The 20054-nt window shown below is 64.4% G+C and carries 18 protein-coding genes, 1 tRNA gene and 2 riboswitches; of the genes, 8 read left to right on the forward strand and 11 right to left on the reverse strand.

What is annotated here, in order from left to right; translation table 11 throughout:
• Positions 1 to 15 precede the first annotated feature (15 nt).
• The 8 genes from C7402_RS00675 to C7402_RS00710 all read right to left on the reverse strand — a co-directional run bounded on the left by C7402_RS00675 (position 16) and on the right by C7402_RS00710 (position 7905).
• Positions 16 to 1215 carry an FkbM family methyltransferase gene (locus C7402_RS00675; RefSeq protein ID WP_116609335.1) on the reverse strand — a complete coding sequence of 400 codons (1200 nt, stop codon included), beginning with the start codon at positions 1213 to 1215 and terminating at the stop codon, positions 16 to 18.
• A complete protein-coding gene (locus C7402_RS00680; protein WP_224045144.1) occupies positions 1212 to 2258 on the reverse strand; it encodes an aromatic ring-hydroxylating oxygenase subunit alpha in 1047 nt (348 codons plus the stop codon). The genes C7402_RS00675 and C7402_RS00680 overlap by 4 nt, the downstream gene beginning before the upstream one ends.
• A 73-nt stretch (positions 2259 to 2331) precedes the next feature.
• Positions 2332 to 2976 (reverse strand): PglD-related sugar-binding protein, encoded by a 645-nt coding sequence (locus tag C7402_RS00685; protein WP_116609337.1) that lies wholly within the window; start codon positions 2974 to 2976, stop codon positions 2332 to 2334.
• 1 nt (position 2977) lies between these two features.
• Positions 2978 to 3733, reverse strand: a complete 756-nt coding sequence (locus tag C7402_RS00690) for an SDR family NAD(P)-dependent oxidoreductase (protein WP_112169929.1) — start codon at positions 3731 to 3733, stop codon at positions 2978 to 2980.
• A gap of 2 nt (positions 3734 to 3735) precedes the next feature.
• Entirely contained in the window at positions 3736 to 4773 is a 1038-nt protein-coding gene (locus C7402_RS00695) for a ketoacyl-ACP synthase III (RefSeq protein ID WP_112169930.1), read from the reverse strand.
• Between the two features lie 4 nt (positions 4774 to 4777).
• Complete coding sequence (locus C7402_RS00700; protein ID WP_112169931.1) at positions 4778 to 5020, reverse strand: acyl carrier protein; 243 nt, start codon at positions 5018 to 5020, stop codon at positions 4778 to 4780.
• Positions 5017 to 6138 carry a DegT/DnrJ/EryC1/StrS family aminotransferase gene (locus C7402_RS00705; RefSeq protein WP_112169932.1) on the reverse strand — a complete coding sequence of 374 codons (1122 nt, stop codon included), beginning with the start codon at positions 6136 to 6138 and terminating at the stop codon, positions 5017 to 5019. The genes C7402_RS00700 and C7402_RS00705 overlap by 4 nt, the downstream gene beginning before the upstream one ends.
• Positions 6139 to 6222: 84 nt before the next feature.
• The gene (locus C7402_RS00710; protein ID WP_116609338.1) at positions 6223 to 7905 is read right to left on the reverse strand and encodes a glycosyltransferase; all 1683 of its coding nucleotides are present in this window, start codon (positions 7903 to 7905) and stop codon (positions 6223 to 6225) included.
• 295 nt (positions 7906 to 8200) lie between these two features.
• On the opposite strand from C7402_RS00710, the gene C7402_RS00715 reads away from it, so the two are divergent.
• The 3 genes from C7402_RS00715 to fliT all read left to right on the forward strand — a co-directional run bounded on the left by C7402_RS00715 (position 8201) and on the right by fliT (position 11469).
• Positions 8201 to 9382 (forward strand): flagellin, encoded by a 1182-nt coding sequence (locus tag C7402_RS00715; protein WP_112169934.1) that lies wholly within the window; start codon positions 8201 to 8203, stop codon positions 9380 to 9382.
• A 184-nt stretch (positions 9383 to 9566) separates the two neighbouring features.
• The gene (gene fliD / locus C7402_RS00720; RefSeq protein ID WP_116609339.1) at positions 9567 to 11150 is read left to right on the forward strand and encodes a flagellar filament capping protein FliD; all 1584 of its coding nucleotides are present in this window, start codon (positions 9567 to 9569) and stop codon (positions 11148 to 11150) included.
• A gap of 19 nt (positions 11151 to 11169) precedes the next feature.
• Complete coding sequence (fliT, locus tag C7402_RS00725) at positions 11170 to 11469, forward strand: flagellar protein FliT (protein ID WP_112169936.1); 300 nt, start codon at positions 11170 to 11172, stop codon at positions 11467 to 11469.
• Between the two features lie 230 nt (positions 11470 to 11699).
• On the opposite strand, the gene C7402_RS00730 is transcribed toward fliT, so the two are convergent.
• Positions 11700 to 11775: transfer RNA gene (locus C7402_RS00730), tRNA-Arg, on the reverse strand.
• Between the two features lie 331 nt (positions 11776 to 12106).
• On the opposite strand from C7402_RS00730, the gene C7402_RS00735 reads away from it, so the two are divergent.
• Positions 12107 to 13018 carry a c-type cytochrome gene (locus C7402_RS00735; RefSeq protein WP_112169937.1) on the forward strand — a complete coding sequence of 304 codons (912 nt, stop codon included), beginning with the start codon at positions 12107 to 12109 and terminating at the stop codon, positions 13016 to 13018.
• Positions 13019 to 13102: 84 nt separating this feature from the next.
• Here the strand turns inward: C7402_RS00735 and C7402_RS00740 are convergent, their stop codons facing one another.
• Positions 13103 to 13681, reverse strand: coding sequence for a hypothetical protein (locus tag C7402_RS00740; RefSeq protein WP_116609340.1), 579 nt, complete (start codon positions 13679 to 13681; stop codon positions 13103 to 13105).
• An 87-nt stretch (positions 13682 to 13768) separates the two neighbouring features.
• Positions 13769 to 15859, reverse strand: a complete 2091-nt coding sequence (locus C7402_RS00745; protein WP_112170277.1) for a UvrD-helicase domain-containing protein — start codon at positions 15857 to 15859, stop codon at positions 13769 to 13771.
• A gap of 358 nt (positions 15860 to 16217) precedes the next feature.
• On the opposite strand from C7402_RS00745, the gene C7402_RS00750 reads away from it, so the two are divergent.
• The 4 genes from C7402_RS00750 (at position 16218) to gcvH (ending at position 20004) form a co-directional block, all read left to right on the forward strand.
• Positions 16218 to 17279 (forward strand): oxidoreductase, encoded by a 1062-nt coding sequence (locus tag C7402_RS00750; RefSeq protein WP_244314712.1) that lies wholly within the window; start codon positions 16218 to 16220, stop codon positions 17277 to 17279.
• Positions 17280 to 17467: 188 nt separating this feature from the next.
• The gene (locus C7402_RS00755; protein WP_112169940.1) at positions 17468 to 17842 is read left to right on the forward strand and encodes a hypothetical protein; all 375 of its coding nucleotides are present in this window, start codon (positions 17468 to 17470) and stop codon (positions 17840 to 17842) included.
• A 213-nt stretch (positions 17843 to 18055) separates the two neighbouring features.
• Positions 18056 to 18157, forward strand: a riboswitch (glycine riboswitch).
• Between the two features lie 56 nt (positions 18158 to 18213).
• Positions 18214 to 18350: riboswitch (glycine riboswitch) on the forward strand.
• Between the two features lie 81 nt (positions 18351 to 18431).
• The gene (gene gcvT / locus C7402_RS00760) at positions 18432 to 19550 is read left to right on the forward strand and encodes a glycine cleavage system aminomethyltransferase GcvT (protein WP_116609341.1); all 1119 of its coding nucleotides are present in this window, start codon (positions 18432 to 18434) and stop codon (positions 19548 to 19550) included.
• 73 nt (positions 19551 to 19623) lie between these two features.
• Complete coding sequence (gene gcvH / locus C7402_RS00765; RefSeq protein WP_112169942.1) at positions 19624 to 20004, forward strand: glycine cleavage system protein GcvH; 381 nt, start codon at positions 19624 to 19626, stop codon at positions 20002 to 20004.
• Positions 20005 to 20054: the final 50 nt, after the last annotated feature.

Consider the following 20054-nt stretch of genomic DNA (forward strand, 5'->3'; position numbering starts at 1 on the left):
TCCTTGCTCGCCGGCTCAGTAAAAGTACAGGCAGGTATCCCACCGGTCTTCGGTGTGGTGACGCAGGCCGATCCGGTAACCCGGCTCGATGGAATCGACGAATGCCGGGAGATCCAGCAAATCCGTGGCGCGGTGATAAGCCGAAATGGCCATCTTCGGATGTCCGGCCTGGATCGATTTCACGCTGCCCTTGAGCGCCGGCAGCTCGAACCCTTCGATGTCCATCTTGATGAAGGTAGGCGCGTCGTCGATGATCTCGTCGACAGGGCGAAGCTCGACCATCCCCGAGGGCTTTTCGTCGCCGCCAGGGAGAATCGATCCGCCGTGCCCGCCCACATGGTTGAACGGCACCATCGCGCGGCTCTCGCCAACGGCATAAGGATGCAGGCTGACCTTGCGTTCCACGTCCGTACCTTCAAAACGTCGCAGGAATTGCTTGAGCGTCTTGATGTTGAGGTTATCCGGCTCGATCATCCATGCGCGATCGAACTTGCCTTGCGTCGTTCCGATCAAGCCCGTCGTGGACTCCGCAATGGAAGCGCCGCAATCGACGAATTTTTCGTGATCGGTGAACGACAACAGGCCCGAGCGGAAATACAAGGTGCAATACGGCCGGGCGACGTTCAGATACCACTCCGGGTCGCATGTCAGATGAAACGAGAGCACGCGCCAGAGCGTTTCCTGCGAATAGCTGTCCGCGAGGCGCTTCGACAACGCAACGAACCCGTCGGCACGGTCTGCAATGACCTGCGCCCAGTCCGCCACGCGATAGTCGAGCGACGAATTCAGGTCGAGAACACGCACCGCCTGCTCGAAATTCAGGCAGGGAATCTCGTGGCGACGGCACAGATCGTCGAAGAAGCGCTTGGAATGGTCATAGCGACAGGAATTGATCGCGACGATGGCGGGGTCTTTCTTGACCAGATCGAGGAAGACGTCGGTGGAAATGATATCCACGCCCCAGAACTGCTCGCCGCGATGGCATTTGAAGTCGTCCACGACATGCAGCGCGCGGCCCTTCTCGCCCAGTGCGGCGATAAACTGCGCGCCGAAATCCTTCGTGCCGAGCACGACGTATTTCGTTTCCTTGCCGTATTTCCCGATTACCTTGCGCGCATTGTCGGGGACGAAGCAGGCCGCATCTTCCCGATACTGCTCCAACAGACGATAAAACGATTCTTCCGCAGTTTTTCCCGCGATATCAACGGCACTCATTCCTGTCCTTCAATGGGTTGGGCTGCAACATAGGCCTGCTGAAAATGACGAACGCGGTCTTCGATTCCCTCGCCGAGAACAGCCAGCTTCGTCGCCTGGCGCACGCCCGCCTGCACCTTGGCGCAAATCGCGCCGTCTTCCGCAAACACCTTCTTCGTGAAGGCGTGCCCGTCGGCGTAGATGTGCTCCATCATCTTTTTCCCGGCCTCCGTGGCGCCTTCGAATTTCACGCCGACCGTGCGCGAATGCACCGTCGTGGATTCCGCCGAGGTCGGGTCGAAACGCTGCACGTGAAAGCTGTAGCCCATGAAGGACGTCACGGTCAGGTTCGGGAAAATGTGATGGTGCGTGTAATGCTCGAAACGCCACGGCCAGCTGCCGATCTTCGATTCCATGCGCTTGAAGCGGGCGACCCAGTCGGCGTTGGCGTCGTGTTCCAGGTGGCTGTGCCGAGCGTCGTCGAAGAAAAAGCGCGGCGCTTCTTTCTCGCGGCTCATGCCGTCGACTTCCATGAACGTGCCGGAATGCACCGAGGGAACGTGATAGCCCTCGAGCGCGTTTTCGATCACGACTTTCCAGTTGGCGCCGACCTCTTCGCGGAATTCGTCCTGCACCGCGTCCAAGCCAACGCTGGCGTGTTCGAGGAAGTCATATTGCGAACCGAGATAGTCGCGCAGGCTCGGGCCGTCTTGCGCGAGGCGCACGAAGATGAATTCCCCTGCCGCCTCGCACGCGAACTCCTGCAAACGGAAGTTCTCCGGCTGAGCGACGACTTGAGGAAACGCCTGCTTTTGCGGCACGCTCAGCGGCACGCCGCACTTGTCGTAGACCCAGCTGTGGTACGGACAACGCACGAAGCCGCGATGCTTGCCGGGCTCGCACAAGCGGGCATGACGATGTGAGCAGACATTCAGAAACGCGCGCGGCTTGCCCGCCTCGTCGCATTGCAGAACGATTTCCGTATTGCCGAGGCGCACGCCCTGATGCGAGTTGCCTTGCAGTTCCAGTTTCAGGCCGGCGAAAAGCCAGGACTGACGAAACAAGCCATTCAACTCGTTTTCGTGCTGGACAGAATCGGCGTAAGCGCGGGGCGGGATCTGTTGAGTCGACATAAAATCAGCGGAAAGAAAAGCGTTTGGCCGGATTGCCCAGGACCGTGATGCCTGCCGGAATTCGGCCGATGACAACGCTGCCCGGCGCGACTGTCGCGCCGTCGCCAATGACGGCGCGGCTCGTAATCACGCAGTTGGGATGAATCGTGACGAAGTTGCCGATACGCGCGCCGCCTGCGATCGTGCAGTGGCTGTTGATCTGGCTCCACCCGCCAATGCGCGCATCGTGACCGACAACCGTGTATTCCTGAATGCAGGTAAATGCGCCGACGTGCGTGTCGACCGAAATGCCGACACCGGGGCCGATGATGCAGCCGTGCGCCAGATGCGCGTGCTTGCTGACATTGGCGCGCGGATGCACGACCGTCGCGAAATCGACGTGATGAACGTCGCGCAGCGTGGCGGTGTACTTGAAGCGCTGCTGCGGGTCGCCGAGCGCGGCCATGAACGCCTCGTTCGGCAACGGCTGGTACGTCAGCGGATCGCCGACGATCGGCACGTCGCGCGGCGTTGCGTCGAGCGCGTGAGGACGGCCGTCGAGAAAGCCTTTCACCTTGAATAAGGGATTGTCGTCCTCGACGTAGGCCAATACTTCGCGGCCGAGCCCTCCGGCCCCGACGATCAGCAGGTTGCGATGAGCGTTCGACATGTCAGCTGATGGTCAAGCCGCCGTCCATCACCATCGTCGTGCCGGTGATCCAGCGGCTCGCGTTCGACAACAGGAAAATCGCGGCATTGGCCACGTCTTCCGGCTTGCCGAAGCCGAGCGGGTAGTTGTTTCGCTCCTGCTCCATCGAGCCCACCATGGTGGCGGTCGCCTCCAGCAACGGTGTTTCGACGAGGGCCGGCGAAAGGCAGTTGGCGCGAATACGGCGCTTGACCACTTCCATCGCAAGGCAGCGCGTCATGGCGATCAGGGCGGCCTTCGTGCCCGAATAAGCCGCGACGCCGGCCACGCCGATGTGCGCCGCAATCGAGGCGACGAATACCAGCGACCCTTCCTGTGCGACCAGATTGCGCTTGAGCAGCGCCTGCGTCAGCAACATGGGCGCGTCGACGTTGATGGCCTGCACTTCGCGCAAATGCTGCTCCGTGAACATGCGCACCGGGCTGAGCCGCGAGATGCCGGCGCTATGCACGACGCCATTCAACGCAACGCCGCCCAGTTCCGCGATCAATGCGTCACGATCGGATGCATTGGTCAGCTCGGCTTGTATTGCCTGATGTCCTGCCAGCGCCGACTTGTCGAGCATCTCGAGCGTCTGTTTCAGACGCTCGCGGTCGCGACCCGTGATGACGACTTGCGCGCCCATCTGCGAGCAGGAGATCGCGATCTGGCGGCCAATGCCGGACGACGCGCCCGTGACCAGGATGCGCTTGCCGGAAAGCGAAAACGGATTGTCCATGTTCATGACTCGATCAATGCCGGAAGCTTCGCGCCTTCGATATCCATGATGACCGTGCCCCACGACAGGCCAATGCCAAAGCCGCTCAACAGCAAGCGATGGCGGGCCTGGCCCAGCACGTCGTGCAAGCGGGCCGTCATCGTCACAGGCAACGATGCACCGCTCGTATTGCCGAAATCCGGCAAGGTCGACGGCACCTTCTCCACCGGCAAGCCCAGTTTCTTGCGGATGGTTTCGTTGATCATCTTGTTGGCCTGATGGAAGACGAAATAGTCGATGTCGTCCTTGCTCATGCCGGTTCTTTCCAGAATCTTTTCGACGGCGGGCGGTACGCGCTGCGTGGAAAAACTCAGCACGGCAGGGCCATCGAGCGTCAAGTCCAGCCCGGAATGGAAAAAGCCGCCTTCGTCGCGAGTCGGGATCAGATGGTGGATGCCGACCGGTTCGCGATGGCCGCCGACCGGCAGGCAAATGGCCTTGTAGCCGCTGCCGTCGCTGTTGAGGTCGAAGTGCATGGGCGGCGCGTTCTCGTCGAATTCGAGCGCCGTCGCCGTGCCGGCATCGGAGAACAAGGGGTCGCGAAGATTGCCCGAGCGATCGCCGATCAGCAGCAGCGCCTTCTTGATCGCGCCGGCGGCAATCATGCTGCCCAGCAAATGCAAACCGAAGGGATAACCGGAGCAGCCCAGGTTCACGTCATAGGCAATCGTCGCCTGCGACAGCTTCAGGCGATCCTGCAAGATGATCGCCGTCGACGGAATCGGGTAGTCCGGCGACTGCGTCACGACGATCAGCGCATCGATCTCTTCCCGGTCCCACTCCAGCTCGGCCAGCAACTTCTCGGTCGCGTCGAAAGCCAGGTCGGAAAAGCACTGCCACTCCGGGCAAAGGCGTCGCGTCTTGATGCCGATATTGCGCACCAGGCGCTCGCGCTCCGAACGGATTTGCGGCGGAGCGTCGAGGACGTTGTCATAGACACGTCTGGGCACACATGTCGCCATGCCTGCGAAGCGCACGTTGCGCAGAGTGGAAAAAGCCATGTTCTTACCCGAGCAGTTTGTAGAGGTCGGTGATCGTTGCGCACTTCTTCAGGTCTTCACCCGTGATCGCCTTGCCGTATTCCGTGTCGAACATCACGATCACGCCCAGCGCGGCGAGCGAATCCCACTCGTCCAGGCTGCTCAATTCCGTTTCCGGGGTCACTTCCACCGGATTCTGGAAGTCCGTGACGACCAGAAAGTTTTCGATGAACTGCTCGATGGTGGGGGTTTGGTAATCGGTAGTCATGTAATGTCTCGAATCAGTGCTGCAATGTTTTCGACCTCATCGTCAGTGAGGTTCGGATAAATCGGCAGGCAAATCACATCCGTGGCGACTTTCGCCGCCACGGGCAAATTGCTGCGCGAAGCCCCTGGCATGCCGCGATACATCGGGAACTCGGTAATCAGTGGATAGAAATACCGGCGGCCGTGAATTCCCTTTTTCCGCAAGTGCTCGAACAGCGCGTCCCGGCTGACCGGATACTCCGGCCCAACGAGGATCGGGTAGTACGAATAGTTCGTGCCGTTGCCTTCCCGTTGCTGGACGCATTCGATGCCGGGCACGTTCTTCAACAGGTCGCCGTACTTCTCGCCGATCTCGCGGCGGCGGGCCAGCGCCTTGTCGATGTGTTGCAGTTGCAACAAGCCGAAGGCCGCATTGACCTCGGCCATCTTGCCGTTGATGCCCGGCGCGACGACGGTGGTTTCATCGACAATCCCGAAATTCTTGAGGTTGTCGATGCGCTGTTTGGTCTTTTTGTCCGGGCAAATGATTGCGCCGCCCTCGAAGGTCGTAAACACCTTGGTGGCGTGAAAGCTCAGTACGGAGAGGTCGCCGTGGCGCAGGATGCTGCCGCCTGCATCGCGCACCCCGAAGGCGTGCGCGGCGTCGTAGATCACCTTCAGGTTATAGGTGTCGGCGATTTTCTCGATGGCCTCCACCTTGCACGGGTTGCCATAGCAATGCACCGGCAGGATCGCCGTGGTCTTGGGCGTGATGGCCGCTTCGATCTTCGTGGGGTCGAGATTGAGCGTCACCGGGTCGATGTCGACGAACACCGGCTCGATGCCGTTCCAGCGCAGGGCGTGCGCCGTGGCGATGAAGGAGTACGGCGTCGTGATGACTTCGCCAGCAATGCGCAAGGCTTGCAGGGCCGTGACCAGCGCCAGGGTGCCGTTGGAAAAGAGCGCGATGTGCTCGACGCCGAGATACTCCGCGAGCGCATGCTCGAGCTGCTCGTGCATCGGCCCATGATTGGTCAGCCGCCGCGAGTCCCAGATCTTCTCCAGGTAGGGGATGAAGTCCTCCAGCGGTGGCATGTACGGCTGGGTGACGTAGATGGGCTCGGGGCCGGGCAATTTCATGATCAATCGCGATGAGTCGTTCCCGAGATTTTGAGGTTCGGGCCGCCATTTCAGTCTGGGGAACTAAGGGGCTTTTCCCCCTCACTACGCCTCATTGGCGTCGAGCTGCGCGAGGGGCATGTCAGGCCCCGCCGTCTCGCCGTATTTGCGCAGATACCGGTTGTAGCCTTCGTGCCATGCCGCAGTGCCGTAGCGCCGTCCACCCTCGTGAATCACGCTGAGCGCCCACGTTCCCATGCGCAGGCCGGCCAGTTCGGCCTGCCGGCAGAAGTCCAGATCGTGGAAGTCGAACGCAAAACGCTCGTCGAAGCGCACCCCGCTGGCCAGCAGCGTTTCGCTGTCGGCGATGAGCATGAGGCCGTCGAGGAGCTTGCACGCCTGCTCCGATGGGCCATACAGCTTCACTTCGTCGCAGGGCATACCCCGGCCGCGGCCGAGGCTTCCGCTCAGATGATCCGTGTCCGGTTCGAAGGCGAGCGTCGTCGAATGCCAGGCCGGCTGGCCCGGCACCCGCCGTGTATTGCCGGCGATACCGACCACGTCGAAATGGTCCACGGCGCCGTGGATGCGCGCCTGCCAGAAAAAATCGGCGAGCCAGACGTCGTCGTGGATAAAGACGAGGATCGCCGGATCAGTGGCCGCCGCTTCGATCGCGGCGTTGTAGATGGCAGGCAAGCCCTGCGTGTTGTTGATCGTCAGGCGGATATCCACGTCGTCTTCACGCCCGGAAGCGCCATACAGCCGCAATGAGCGGCCGAGCGCGGTTTCGGTCATGAACTGCGCCTGGCTTCCCCGCGTGGCGCAAACGAGCCGCACGCGCTTGCGCTTCTTTGCCGACGCCACCGCGCGCGCGTGAGCGATGCCGTCGAGGAACCGGGGCGACTCGGGCAGCTCGCGGGGCGGCATGCGCCCCAGTTCGTCCAGGCTTTGCCGCAGCGGCTCCAGCCCCAACAGGCCGCGCTGCTCGATGGCAAAGCGGTAAACCTCGTCCAGCCGCTCGCGCGCCTTGTCGAGCGACGCCGCGCCGATGGTCCCGGCAGCCGCCTCGCCGCGCACGATGATTTCCCATTCGAAAAAGCCCGCCGCGAGCCACGGGTTCGCAACGCCGGAGTTTTGTGTCGCGTGCCGCCGGAAACAGCTGTGGTAGCCGCCGGCGATGACGACCGGCCCCAACTGGGCCATGTTCAGGTACATCGTGACATCGGTCAGATAGATGAACGCGTGCTCCCGGTACTTCATCATGGCGCGGACATCGACCCGCTCGCGCACGAGCATGACGTTGCTGGGCTCACCGACGAAGTTGTTGGCGCTCACCACCATGTTCTCGACCAGAAACGCGCGATCGAGCAGCGCTGTCGCGCCGGGCTGGAGCAGCGCGGCCGGGACGTCGATCACCTTGTCGTCGGCGTCGATGACCACCCGCTGGTGAAAAGCCATGGCCGATTCTGGATGGCTTTCGAGCGCCGCCACCAGCGTGGCCACCGAAGTCGCCATCAAAAGATCGTCGTCGTAAAGCCACTTCACGTACTTTCCGGCCGCGCGCGCCCACAGTTCCTCCTGATTGCGCAGCCCGTCCTGGAATCCGTGGTGAAAGTAGCGGATCCGCGGATCGTTCACGCCTTCGACAATCTCGCGCAGGCTGGCGTCCGGGGTGTCGTCGCCGACCAGGATTTCGATGTCCGCATAGTTCTGCGCGCAGGCGCTCGCCAAAGTCCTGGCCAGGTAGGTCGGCTTGAACGCGGGAATAAGGATGCTGACGGTTGGCATACGACTGGCGGCGGAATTGGGCTAGCAGGCAGTGTATCGGCCGCCGCGAGCCCGCGATCCGGCAGACAAGCACGCTTTTCGCGCCCAATTCCTTCGATGCGCAGGCACCGGACATCCGCTTGCGGGCACCGCGCCCGATCCCGTCCCTGGATTTATTCTGTCCCCATTTGACTTTTTTTGTCGATTCCTCCCTTAAAGTTTTCCCGGTGGGGACCGTTATCACAAACAAGGCGGCCAACTCACTTACCGCTGCCGCTTTTTGGGATCGGGCCGTTGCCCTACTCGGAGAATTGAAATGCTCGGAATTAATACCAATATCAACTCGCTCGTGTCGCAGCAGAACCTGAGTGGTTCGGGCAGCGCGCTGTCGCAAGCGATCACGCGTCTGTCGTCGGGCAAGCGCATCAACAGCGCAGCGGACGACGCAGCAGGCCTCGCGATCTCGAACATCATGCAGACCCAGATCAACGGTCTGAACCAGGGCGTGTCGAACTCGAACGACGGCACGTCGATGGTGCAAACGGCATCGAGCGGCCTGTCCTCGCTGACGAGCAGCCTGCAACGTATCCGCCAGCTGGCCACGCAAGCAGCGAACGGCTCGATGACCGACGACGACCGCGCGGCGCTCCAGCAGGAAGTCACGCAACAGATTTCGGAAGTGAACCGTATTGCGTCGCAAACGACGTACAACGGCATGAACCTGCTCAACGGTTCGATGGGCAACGTGTCGTTCCAGGTCGGCGCTAACGTCGGCCAGACGATCAGCCTGAGCCTCACGCAAGACATGTCGGCTGCCAAGCTCGGCACCGGCAACGTGCAAGCCGGCAACACGCTCGGTTCGTTCAGCGGCCTGTCGCTGGACAACAGCGGCGCTTCGGTTGCTTCGGGCGCCACGATCACGTCCATCAACGTGATCTCGGACGGCAAGGGCGGCTACACGCTGACCGACCAGAACAACGAAGCCCTGTCGCTCTCCGCAGCCCAGGCCATCTTCGGCACCACCAACGTGGCGACCGACGCCAACGGCAACACCGCCATCAGCGCCGCCAATGCTTCGGGCATCGGCTCAGCTGGCGCCACGAAGCTGGATACCCTCACCAGCGGCACGACTGCGACTTCGAACGACACGGTCGGCAAGACGATCGACGCGCTGAACACGCCGTCGGACGTGGCAAGCATCAACATCAGCAGCCAGAGCGGCGCCAGCATGGCGATGGAGTCGATCGACAACGCGCTGACCACGCTGAACAACCTGCAAGCAACGCTTGGCGCGGCACAAAACCGCTTCACCGCCATCGGCTCGACGCAGCAAGCTCAAGCGACCGACCTGTCGAGCGCCCAGTCGTCGATCCAGGACGCGGACTTCGCACAGGAAACCGCCAACCTGAGCAAGGCACAGGTTCTGCAACAAGCCGGTATCTCGGTGCTGGCACAAGCGAACTCGCAGCCGCAGCAGATCCTGAAGCTTCTCCAGTAAGACGCTTCCGGCCTCTGGCCTCCGGCGCGCAGCGCATCGCGCGCCGGTCGCAAATCCGTCGGGAGGCTTGCCTCCCGATTGTCGTTTCCAGCGTTAAATCGCGCATTCGACCGTACGCTCAAGCGCACGTTCAACCACGCATTCAACCGTTTTAACCGGCCTTGCCGACGCACGGAGCCCCCTCATGTCCACCGTAACCGGATCTACGACTGCTGCGATCGCGAGCGCAGTTGCGACCACGACCGCCGCCGCCCAAGCCTCGGTGCAGGCAGCCGCCCAGTCGATCATCAGCGGCTCGACCAATTCGTCAATGGACACGAGCTCGCTCGTCACCGCGCTCGTCAACAGCAAGACCGCCGGCCAGGCCGCGACCATCGCCGCCGAACAGACCGCCGACAACACGCTGATCTCGGCATACGGCACGCTCTCCGCGGCACTCTCCGCGTTGCAGGCAGCCGTCCTGCCGCTCAGCGACGGCGACACGCTCAGTACGTTCTCGACCACCCTGAGCGGCACCGGCGTCACCGCCTCGGCCGCAACCGGCGCGGTGGCGGGTTCGTACGCGCTCAATGTCTCGCAGGTCGCCACGTCGCAGGTGCTCACTTCGGCGGGCTACGACGCGTCGACCGCCCTGGCCACCGGCGCGGCCACGATGACCCTGTCGGTCAACGGCCAGAGCGCCACGATTTCGCTGAACAGCTCGAACAGCACGATTGCCGGCATTGCCTCGGCGATCAACTCGTCGAACAACAATCCCGGCGTCACCGCGACCGTGGTGACCGGCTCGGACGGCGCCCACCTCGTGCTGCAATCGACCACGACGGGCGCGTCGAGCGGCATCAGCATCCAGATCAGCGACACGAATACGACCAACGGCAAGGCCGACGCGCTGAACGATCTCGCGGTGACGACCACGCCGGGCAAGACGATCAGCAGCTCGAGCGACCTCACCGCCACCGATAGCAGCAACAACACGTACAACCCCAGCCAGTCGACCATCAGCGGCTCGGGCTGGACCCAGACTCAGGCCGCCCAGAATTCGTACTTCACGCTCGGCGGCGTGGGCGTGTCCAGCACCACGAACTCCGTGACGACGGCCCTCTCCGGCGTGACGCTGAACCTCACGTCTGCGGCGGTCGGCACCACGCAAACGCTCACGATCGCGCAGGACACGAGCGCCGAGAGCTCGGCGATCGACACGTTCGTGACGCTCTACAACACGCTCGTCACGACGATGGGCTCGCTCACGGCGTTCAACGCGAACTCGACGTCGCAAGGCGTGCTGATCGGCGACTCCACGTTGAGCACGATCCAGAACCAGCTCGCCAAGATTGTGGGCAGCGGCGTGGGCAGCGGCACCTCCAAGACGACGCTTGCCGCGATCGGCATCACGCTCCAGTCGGACGGCACGCTGTCGGTCGACGACTCGACGCTCAGCAGCGCGCTCCAGAACAACCAGTCGGTCGTGGCGTCGCTGTTCAACCCGGTGAACGGCATTGCCGCGCAACTGGACGACAGCATCACGAACTACACGTCGACTGGCGGCATCATCCAGAACCGCACGGACGCGATCAACGCCGACCTGACGAGCCTGTCGAACCAGCAGACGACGCTGACGAACTGGCAAGCCCAGCTCACCAGCATGTACACGGCGCAGTTCACGGCGCTCGACACGCTGATGGCGACGATGAACAGCAACTCGCAATACCTCACGCAACTGTTCGGCGGCACCAGCAGCGCAGGCGCGCTCGCCACGAACAAGGGCTGAGCGCCGCCAGGAGCGAACCATGCAAAACGTAGCCCCGATCGAGCACATCTGGTCGATGACGAAAGACCTCGAACAGGCCGTCGCGGTCGGCGAGTGGGAGCGGGCCGCGCAGCTCGCGGACGCGCGCTCGCCGCTCCTCGCTTCGCTCGGCGCGCAGCCGCCGCAGGAAGTCATGGCGCGGCTGCGGTCGATTTACGAGATCGACAACCGCATCGTCGAGGTCGCGCGGGCCGCCCGGCAGGCGCTGGGGGCCGAGTATCAGTCGAACATGCAGGCGAGCCGCAACGCCGGGCAGTACTTGAGCATGGCGCGCAGGTGAAGCGGCGACCACGATTACGGTCGCTGTGAATTGAAGAAAGCCGGCCCGCCTTGTGCGGGCTTTTTCTTTTTGATGGGATTATCTGATTGGGCCCCAATTATCGGATCGGTAGATCAGGGCCTCGTGCGAGGTCGAACGCGAACAGGCGCTGAGAACAGGTGCTGAGATACGCGTGTACCGCGTAATCGAAACCGCTTGGAGGAAGATCGGGCGGAAACCCTTGTCAGACTTGGCGCGCCCGGCTGGGATCGAACCAGCAACCCCTGCCTTCGGAGGGCAGTACTCTATCCATTGAGCTACGGGCGCATTGACTTGCTGGCGCCGCCATCGGACCGTGGAACACGGGGACGACAGCACCGAAGAGAGACCGAGAGAATACCCGGTTTCGGTTAAACCGTCCACCGCACGGGCCCGTGGGGACGGCGCAACGATCATGCGGGTCGACGGCGCCATGAACCAGGACGCCAGCCAGAACGCCAGCGGCCCGCGCTCCGGGTAAACGCCCGCTGAACTCCCCCCGCGCGCGCCAACCCGCCGCAAACCCTTCCGACTATAATCGTCGGTGTTTGATCCGACGCATGGCCATTGCCGTCCTGCTGTACCGCTCACCAAAAAACCAACGGGAGACGAGACAAGCATGAGCGAAGCACCCCACGGAGCCCCGATCAAAACGCCCGGCCAGCTGATCGCCGCTGTCATCGCCGGGTTTGCCGTCCCCATCGTCATCATCATTCTGCTCGCCTACTACGTCGACAACACGACGCGCACCGGCGCGGGCACCGAGGAACTCTCCGACCAGCAGGTCTCCGCGCGCATCGCGCCGATCGCGCAGCTCAACCTGCGCGACGCCAACGCGCCGCGCGTCTTCAAGACCGGCGAGCAGGTTTATCAAGCCGTGTGCTCGGCCTGCCACGCGGCGGGCACAGCGGGCGCGCCGAAGTTCGGCAACGCGGGCGACTGGGCGCCGCGCATCGCGCAGGGCTACGACACGCTCTGGAAAACGGCGCTCTCCGGCAAGGGGGCGATGCCCCCGCGCGGCGGCACGAGCCCCGACGACTACAGCGACTACGAAATCGGCCTCGCCGTTGCCTACATGGCGAACCACGGCGGCGCGACCTTCCAGGACCCGCCCAAGCCCGCGCCCGGCGCGGCCAATGCCGCCAATGCGGCTGCGGGCGCGGCCGCTCCGGCTTCGGGTGCGGCCGATGCGAACGCCGCCCAGGCGCAAGCCGCCGCAGCGGCCATCGCGGCCCTTCCGCAAGCGTCGTCGGCCCCGGCGGCCGGTGGCGGCACGCAAAGCGCCGACGCCTCGCAAGCAGGCAAGGCGCTCTACGAGCAGGTCTGCCAGGCGTGTCACGCCGCGGGCGTGCTGGGCGCGCCGAAGTTCGGCAACAAGGCCGACTGGGCGCCGCGCCTGAAGGATTCGATGGACACCGTCTACAACTACGCGCTGCATGGCAAGGGCCAGATGCCGCCCAAGGGCGGCTCGACCGCTTCGGATGCCGACGTGAAGGCCGCGGTGGATTACATGGTGAGCGCCGCGAAGTAAGGTGCCGCAACCGCACGCCCATCCCCGCCCGTAGCGATACGGCGCGGGGATTTTTACTTCCGCAGACGAGCAAGCGTTCGCGCGTCAGTGCGCCGGTCGCGAGAATGCGCGAGCGAAGGCGAGCCCGCCCGAAGCCTCGTCGGCCAGCGCGCCGTAACGCGCGGCGAGATCGGCGGGGGCGAGCCACGGATAGCTCAAGCCCTCTTGCAAGCGCGCGAGCCGCGCGCCGTCCGGGTCGTCGATCACGTCCATGCGCGCAATATGAATGTGGAATTGCGCCACGCGCGGGGCGGCCTCATTGGCGTCGAAGGTCCAGCGATACGTGCCGTTGCCGATGCGCAGCACGCCCGCCGCCGCCTCGCGCATCACGACGAGCCACGGCAGCGCGTCGATCACGCGGTCATGCGCCGCCAGCGCTTGCGCTTCGCAAAGGTAGTAGGTGCGGCAGCATGAATAACGCTCGCCGAAATCGCTCACCAGCGTCTTCGCGATCGCCTCGGCGCCGACGCTGCGCGACGGAAACGTGATGTTCGGCGTCGCCAGCGAAAACGTCAGCACCGCATCGGGCACGAACGCTTCGTGGATGCGCGCGGGCTTCGTGTTGTCCTTCGCGTCGATATAGGTTTCGAGCGCGTGACGGTAATGCGCAAGCAATGAATCCATCAGGTATCGGCCGGGAGTGAAACAAGGTCGTTCACTCTACTGCGCGGCGCATCCCGAAATTGCAAACACGCGCCGCGCGCAAGGTCATCAGCCCTTTTGCAGCAGCGCCTTGAGACTCGCCAGCCGGTCCTTCGGCGTCATCGGCGCTTCCTCGGCGGTGGGCGGCGGCGCTTCGTCCAGTTCCATCTCGGGGATGAAGCGCGACGCCTCGCACACCACCGTCTCGCGCGCCCGCTTGCGCTTCTTGCACCAGTTCAGATGCAGGCTGCGCTGCGCGCGCGTGATCGCCACGTACATGAGGCGGCGTTCTTCCTCGATGCGCGAGTCGTCGATCACGTCGTCTTCCGAACCGCCACGGTGCGGCATGATCCCTTCTTCCACACCCACCAGGAACACGTGCGGATACTCCAGCCCCTTCGAGGCATGCACGGTGGACAGGCGCACCGCGTCCGGGTCCTCTTCCTTGCCTTCGAGCATCGACATCAGCGCGACGGTTTGAATCAGGCCCATGAGGTTCTTGCCGGTGTCCGCGAGGCCGTCGGCATTGTCGTAGCCCGTGGCCTCGCTCTCCTCGCCGATTTCCTGCTCCGGCTTCGTGCCCTTGCGCTTGAGCCACTCCAGGAATTCGAGCACGTTCTGCCACTTCGACTGCGCCTGGCGCTCGTCGAACGCGTCGTAGAGATACGCCTCGTAGTGGATCGCGTCCATGAGGTCGTCGAGCACGACCGTCGCCGGATCTTTATGCGCGCGCTCGGCGAGGCGCTGCATGAAGTCGCAGAACACGCGCATCGGCTCGACCTGGCGCGCCGACAGCCGCGCCTCGATGCCGCCCATGTACACCGCCTCGAACAGCGACACCTTCGCCTGCCCGGCAAACGAGCCGAGCGCTTCGAGCGTGGTGTTGCCCACGCCACGGCGCGGCGTGGTGATCGCGCGGATGAACGCGGGATCGTCGTCGTGGTTGGCGATCAGGCGCAGGTACGCGCAGATGTCCTTGATCTCGGCCTTGTCGAAGAACGACTGGCCGCCCGAGAGCACGTAGGGAATGCGCTCGCGGCGCAGCACCTGCTCGAAGATGCGCGCCTGAAAGTTGCCGCGATAGAGAATCGCGTAGTCGCGGAATTGCGCGCGCCGCTCGAACTTGTGCGCGGAAAGGCGGAACACCACCGACTCGGCTTCGTGCTCTTCATCGTTGCAGGGCGTGACGGTGATGGTGTCGCCCATGCCGTGCTCGGACCAGAGCTTCTTTTCGAAGAGCTTCGGATTGTTCGCGATGACGTTGTTCGCCGCCGTGAGAATGCGCACCGTCGAGCGGTAGTTCTGCTCCAGCTTGATGACGTGCAGCTTCGGGTAGTCCTTGCCGAGCTGCGCGAGATTTTCGATCGTGGCGCCGCGCCAGCCGTAGATGGCCTGGTCGTCGTCGCCCACGGCCGTGAACGCGGCGCGCGGGCCCGCCAGCAGCTTGAGCAGCTCGTACTGGCAGGTGTTGGTGTCCTGGTACTCGTCGACCAGCAGGTAGCGCAGCTTGTTCTGCCAGCGCTCGCGCACCGGCTCGTTCTTCGCGAACAATTCGGCAGGCAGGCGGATCAGGTCGTCGAAGTCCACGGCCTGATAAGCATGCAGCGTCGCCATGTAGTTGCGATAGACGATGGCGGCCTGGTGCTCGTCCTCGTTCGACGCGGTCGCGAGCGCCTGCTCGGGCATCACGAGGCCGTTCTTCCAGAGCGAGATGATCGACTGGATCTTGCGGATAAAGCCCTTGTCGGTCGAGCCCACCTGCTCCTGGATCATGGCGAAGCAGTCGTCGGAATCCATGATCGAGAACTGGGGCTTGAGGCTCAGATGCTCGGCTTCCTGGCGCAGGATCTGCACGCCCAGCGAGTGGAACGTGCAAACCGTGAGCTGGTTGGTCGGCACCTTGCGGCCTTCCTTGCCGGGCGTCGTGAGCGTCTTGCCTTCGAGCAGCTTGCCCACGCGCTCGCGCATTTCGGCGGCGGCCTTGTTGGTGAAGGTGACGGCGGCGATATGGCGCGGCTCGAAGCCTTTCGCTTCGATGAGGTGCGCGATCTTCTGGGTGATCACGCGCGTCTTGCCGCTGCCCGCGCCCGCGAGCACGAGACAGGGACCGTCGAGATAGCGCACCGCTTCGCTTTGGGCGGGATTCAGGCCTGCGGACATCGTTGCTGGATTGGAAAAACGGGTGGTACGGCTGGGATGCGTGCGGGCGTTGCGCCTCTCGTGACGCCGCCGCTTCGGGCAATAACCGCCAAAGCGCGGCGCACCGCACGGCGCGAGGCGCGCGAACATCGCGGCGGCCTCTCACGCGGGAGGTGCGATGTTAACACGTCGCGCGGTGCGCCGATGTTGCCCCGAGTTGTCCGCAGTTGCCTCCGCGTTGCCCCGCAGTTGCCCCCACATTGCCCCAGCCCGCGCGGCGGGCCCGCGGCGCATCCGTCCCTCGACGCGCTCCGCACGCGTGGGCGACCGTGCCACAATAACGGGCTCCCGCCACCCTGCTGGAAAAAGGACGCGCCTCATGACTGCACCGCAGACTGCACCGCTGCAAATCGGCCTGATGGGCTACGGCTTCGCCGGCCAGACCTTCCACGCCCCCGTGATCGCGCACAGCGGCGCGGCGCAACTCGCCGCCATCGCGACGAGCCAGGGCGAGCGCGCCCAGGCCGACTATCCGGACGCCGCGATCGTGCCCGACCTCGACGCCCTGCTTTCGCTCGACGCGATCGAATGCGTCGTGATCGCCACGCCCAACGACACGCACTACGATCTCGCGCGCCGCACGCTCGAGCGCGGCAAGCACGTGCTGGTGGACAAGCCGGTCACGCTCACTTCCGAGGAAGCGCGCACGCTCGCGGCCATCGCGAAGCAGCGCGGCCTCGTGTTCGCGCCCTTCCACAACCGCCGCTGGGACGGCGACTTCCTCACCGTTCGCGACCTGATCGCAGGCGGCCAACTCGGGCGCGTCACGCACTACGAGTCGCACTTCGACCGCTTCCGCCCGCAGGTGCGCCAGCGCTGGCGCGAGGACGCCACGCGCGGCGGCGGCCTGCTCTACGACCTCGGGCCGCATCTGATCGACCAGACGCTCGCGCTTTTCGGCGCGCCCGAATCGATCACCGCGTTCGTCCACACGCGCCGCGAGCACGCGAGCGCGCCGGACTACGCGCACCTCGTGCTGCGCTACCCGCACCACGACGCCGTGCTGCACGCAAGCGCCCTCGCCGCGTACGCGCCGCGCTTCGCGATTCACGGCACGCGCGGCAGCTATCTGAAGAACGGGCTCGACACCCAGGAAGATCAGCTCAAGGACGGGCTGCGTCCCGGTCAGCCCGGCTTCGGCGCGGGCAACGAGGCGGGCCGCCTGCACGTGCTGAAAGACGACGGCCAGGAAGCCGATCTCGAAGTGCCCAACGCCGCGGGCAATTACGCCGATCTGTATCGCGCGCTCGCCGCCGCGATCCGCGAAGGCCAGGCGTTCCCGGTGAGCCCCCAGGACGCCATCGACGTCATGACGCTCATCGAGCTGGCGATGCAAAGCGCGAAAGAAGGCCGCACGTTGGCGTTCGTGCGCGAGTCCTGACGGCGCCGGCTCACGCCGCCGCTTTCGGATGTGGCGGCGTCGAGCTTGCATTGCGCCGACGCCGCTGAAAGGTCCGAACAATTGGTTACATCTGGTTGCCGCGGCCGGGTCATCACGCGGCAATCGCCAGACGTTTGTGGACATGCAAGACCAAAAAAGCAGCAACGACAAGACAAAGGAGAGTCTGAATGACCCGCTTTACCCACGCTCTACGCCTTGCCGCCGCCGGCGTGCTCGTCTCGACCCTCGCCGCGTGCGTGGTCAACCAGCCGGCGTCGCGCCCCGTTGCGCCGCCCCCGCCGGGCCCGAACCCGCATGAAGTCGCCGTCGATCGCCTGCATCAGGTCGACAGCCGCATCGACAATCTGGGCCACCGCATCGACATGCGCGTAAGCCAGGGCTACTACCCGCCGCCCCAGGGCGGCGCGCTGCATCATCGCCTCGACACGATCCGCGGCGAAGCGCACGACATGGCTGCGCAGCACGGCGGCGGCATTTCGGCCGACGAACAGCATGTGCTGAACCAGGAACTCGACACGGCCGCGCGCGCCATCGGCGAGTAAGCGTCCTCCAGGTGCGAGCCGCGCGGTCGCGGCTCGCACTGCCTTCCGGCCGCTATCCATACCGCCCCCGTTTTCCCCTGGCGCCGCGCCGCGTGCGCCCTCAATCTGCGCAATCCCGCACGCACCGACAGCCACCGGCCTTCCCGCCCGTTGCCCGCGCCGCGCGCCGAATTTTTCCGCATTGACATAGCCCCGAGGCGTCGCGCACAATCGCTGCGCGCGCCGGGAGAGCGTGCCGTTTGCCTTTCACCAGTGCAAGCGGCGCCGCCGAAGGGGCAACCCACAAACTCTCAGGCAAAAGGACCGTGCGCGCCGGACCGCTGATTCGCCTGTTTCGTGCTTTGGCGCGAGGCAAGCGAGACAGCAGACAAGTCCGTAACTCTGGAGAGCGGCAGTAGAACGGGCGGCGGCGGATCGTACCCCCACGCGTTCAGGCTGCCCACCGAAGGGGCGCGCGCCAGTCGCAGCAAGGCGCAATCTCTCAGGTACCGAGGACAGAGGGGCCATGCAAGAATCGACCACGGGCATCGTGCCTGCGGCGCTTCCTGCATGGCCTTTTTCGTTTTCGCGCGTATCTCGCTGAGGCCCCATGACCGAACTCAAACGCACCCCGCTGAATGACACGCACCGCGCGCTCAACGCCCGCATGGTCGACTTCGGCGGCTGGGACATGCCCGTCAACTACGGCTCGCAGATCGACGAGCATCGCGCCGTGCGCACCGACGCCGGCATGTTCGACGTCTCGCACATGTGCGTGGTCGACTTTGCGGGCCCGAAGGCGCGCGAGTTCTTCGCCCGTGCGCTCGCCAACAACGTCGCCAAGCTCACGACGCCCGGCAAGGCGCTCTACTCGTGCATGCTGAACCCAGAAGGCGGCGTGATCGACGACCTGATCGTCTACTTCTTCGCCGACGACCAGTTCCGCACCGTCGTCAACGCGGGCACGGCTGAAAAAGACATCGCCTGGTTCGAGAAGCTCAACGCCGAAGGCGGCTTCGGCCTCACCATCACGCCGCGCCGCGATCTGGCGATCGTGGCCGTACAAGGCCCGAACGCGCGCGAAAAGGTCTGGCAGGTCGCACCCTCGTCGCGCAGCGCCACCGAAGTGCTCAAACCCTTCAACGCCGCGAAGATCGAAGCCACGCCGTTCGGCGAACTGATGATTGCGCGCACCGGCTACACCGGCGAAGACGGCTTCGAGATCGTGGTGCCGGCCGCCGCCGTGTGCGAACTCTGGGACGCCCTGCAACGCCAGGGCGTGAAGCCCTGCGGTCTCGGCGCACGCGACACGCTGCGCCTCGAAGCAGGCATGAACCTCTACGGCCAGGACATGGACGACGGCGTCTCGCCGCTCGACGCGGGCCTCGCCTGGACCGTCGACATGAAGGAGCCGCGCGAGTTCGTCGGCCGCCCGGCGCTCGAAGCCAACGGCTCGCGCTCGGCCTTCGTCGGTCTGATCCTGCAAAAGGAAAACGGCAAGGCCGGCGGCGTGCTGCGCGCGCACCAGAAGGTGCTCACGCTGCACGGCGAGGGCGAGATCACGAGCGGCACCTTCTCGCCGAGCATGCAGGAATCCATCGCCTTCGCACGCGTGCCCCAGGGCGTGCAGCCGGGCGATGTCGTGCAGGTGCAGATCCGTGACAAAGCCCTTCCCGCAAGCGTGGTAAAACTGCCGTTCGTGCGCAACGGCAAGGTGCTCGTCGCCTGATCCGCAAGGATTCGAGCCGCGCACGCCCTCCCCTTTTCAAGCAACAAAAACCGAACCACGCACTGGAGCAACCATGAGCATCCCGGCCGATCTGAAATACACCGAATCGCACGAGTGGATCCGCACCGAAGCCGACGGCACGCTGACCGTCGGCATTACCGACCACGCGCAGGAAGCGCTGGGCGACATCGTCTTCCTCGAACTGCCTGACGCGGGCCGCGCGGTCGCCGCCGGCGACGCCGTGGCCGTGATCGAGTCGGTCAAGGCCGCCTCGGACATCTACGCGCCGGTTGCGGGCGAGATCGTCGAGTCGAACACGTCGCTCGTCGACACGCCCGACCAGGTGAACGGCGCGCCGTACGAATCGTGGCTCTTCAAGATCAAGCCCGCCGCCGACGCCAAGCTCGACTCGCTGATCGACGCTGCCGCGTACGAAAAGGCAATCGGCGCATAAGCTGGCAATCTCGCCTTAACCGCCATGGCGCGGCGGCGCGCTGACATCGC

This window comes from Paraburkholderia unamae (assembly GCF_003096875.1).
Classification (GTDB): Bacteria; Pseudomonadota; Gammaproteobacteria; order Burkholderiales; family Burkholderiaceae; genus Paraburkholderia; species Paraburkholderia unamae.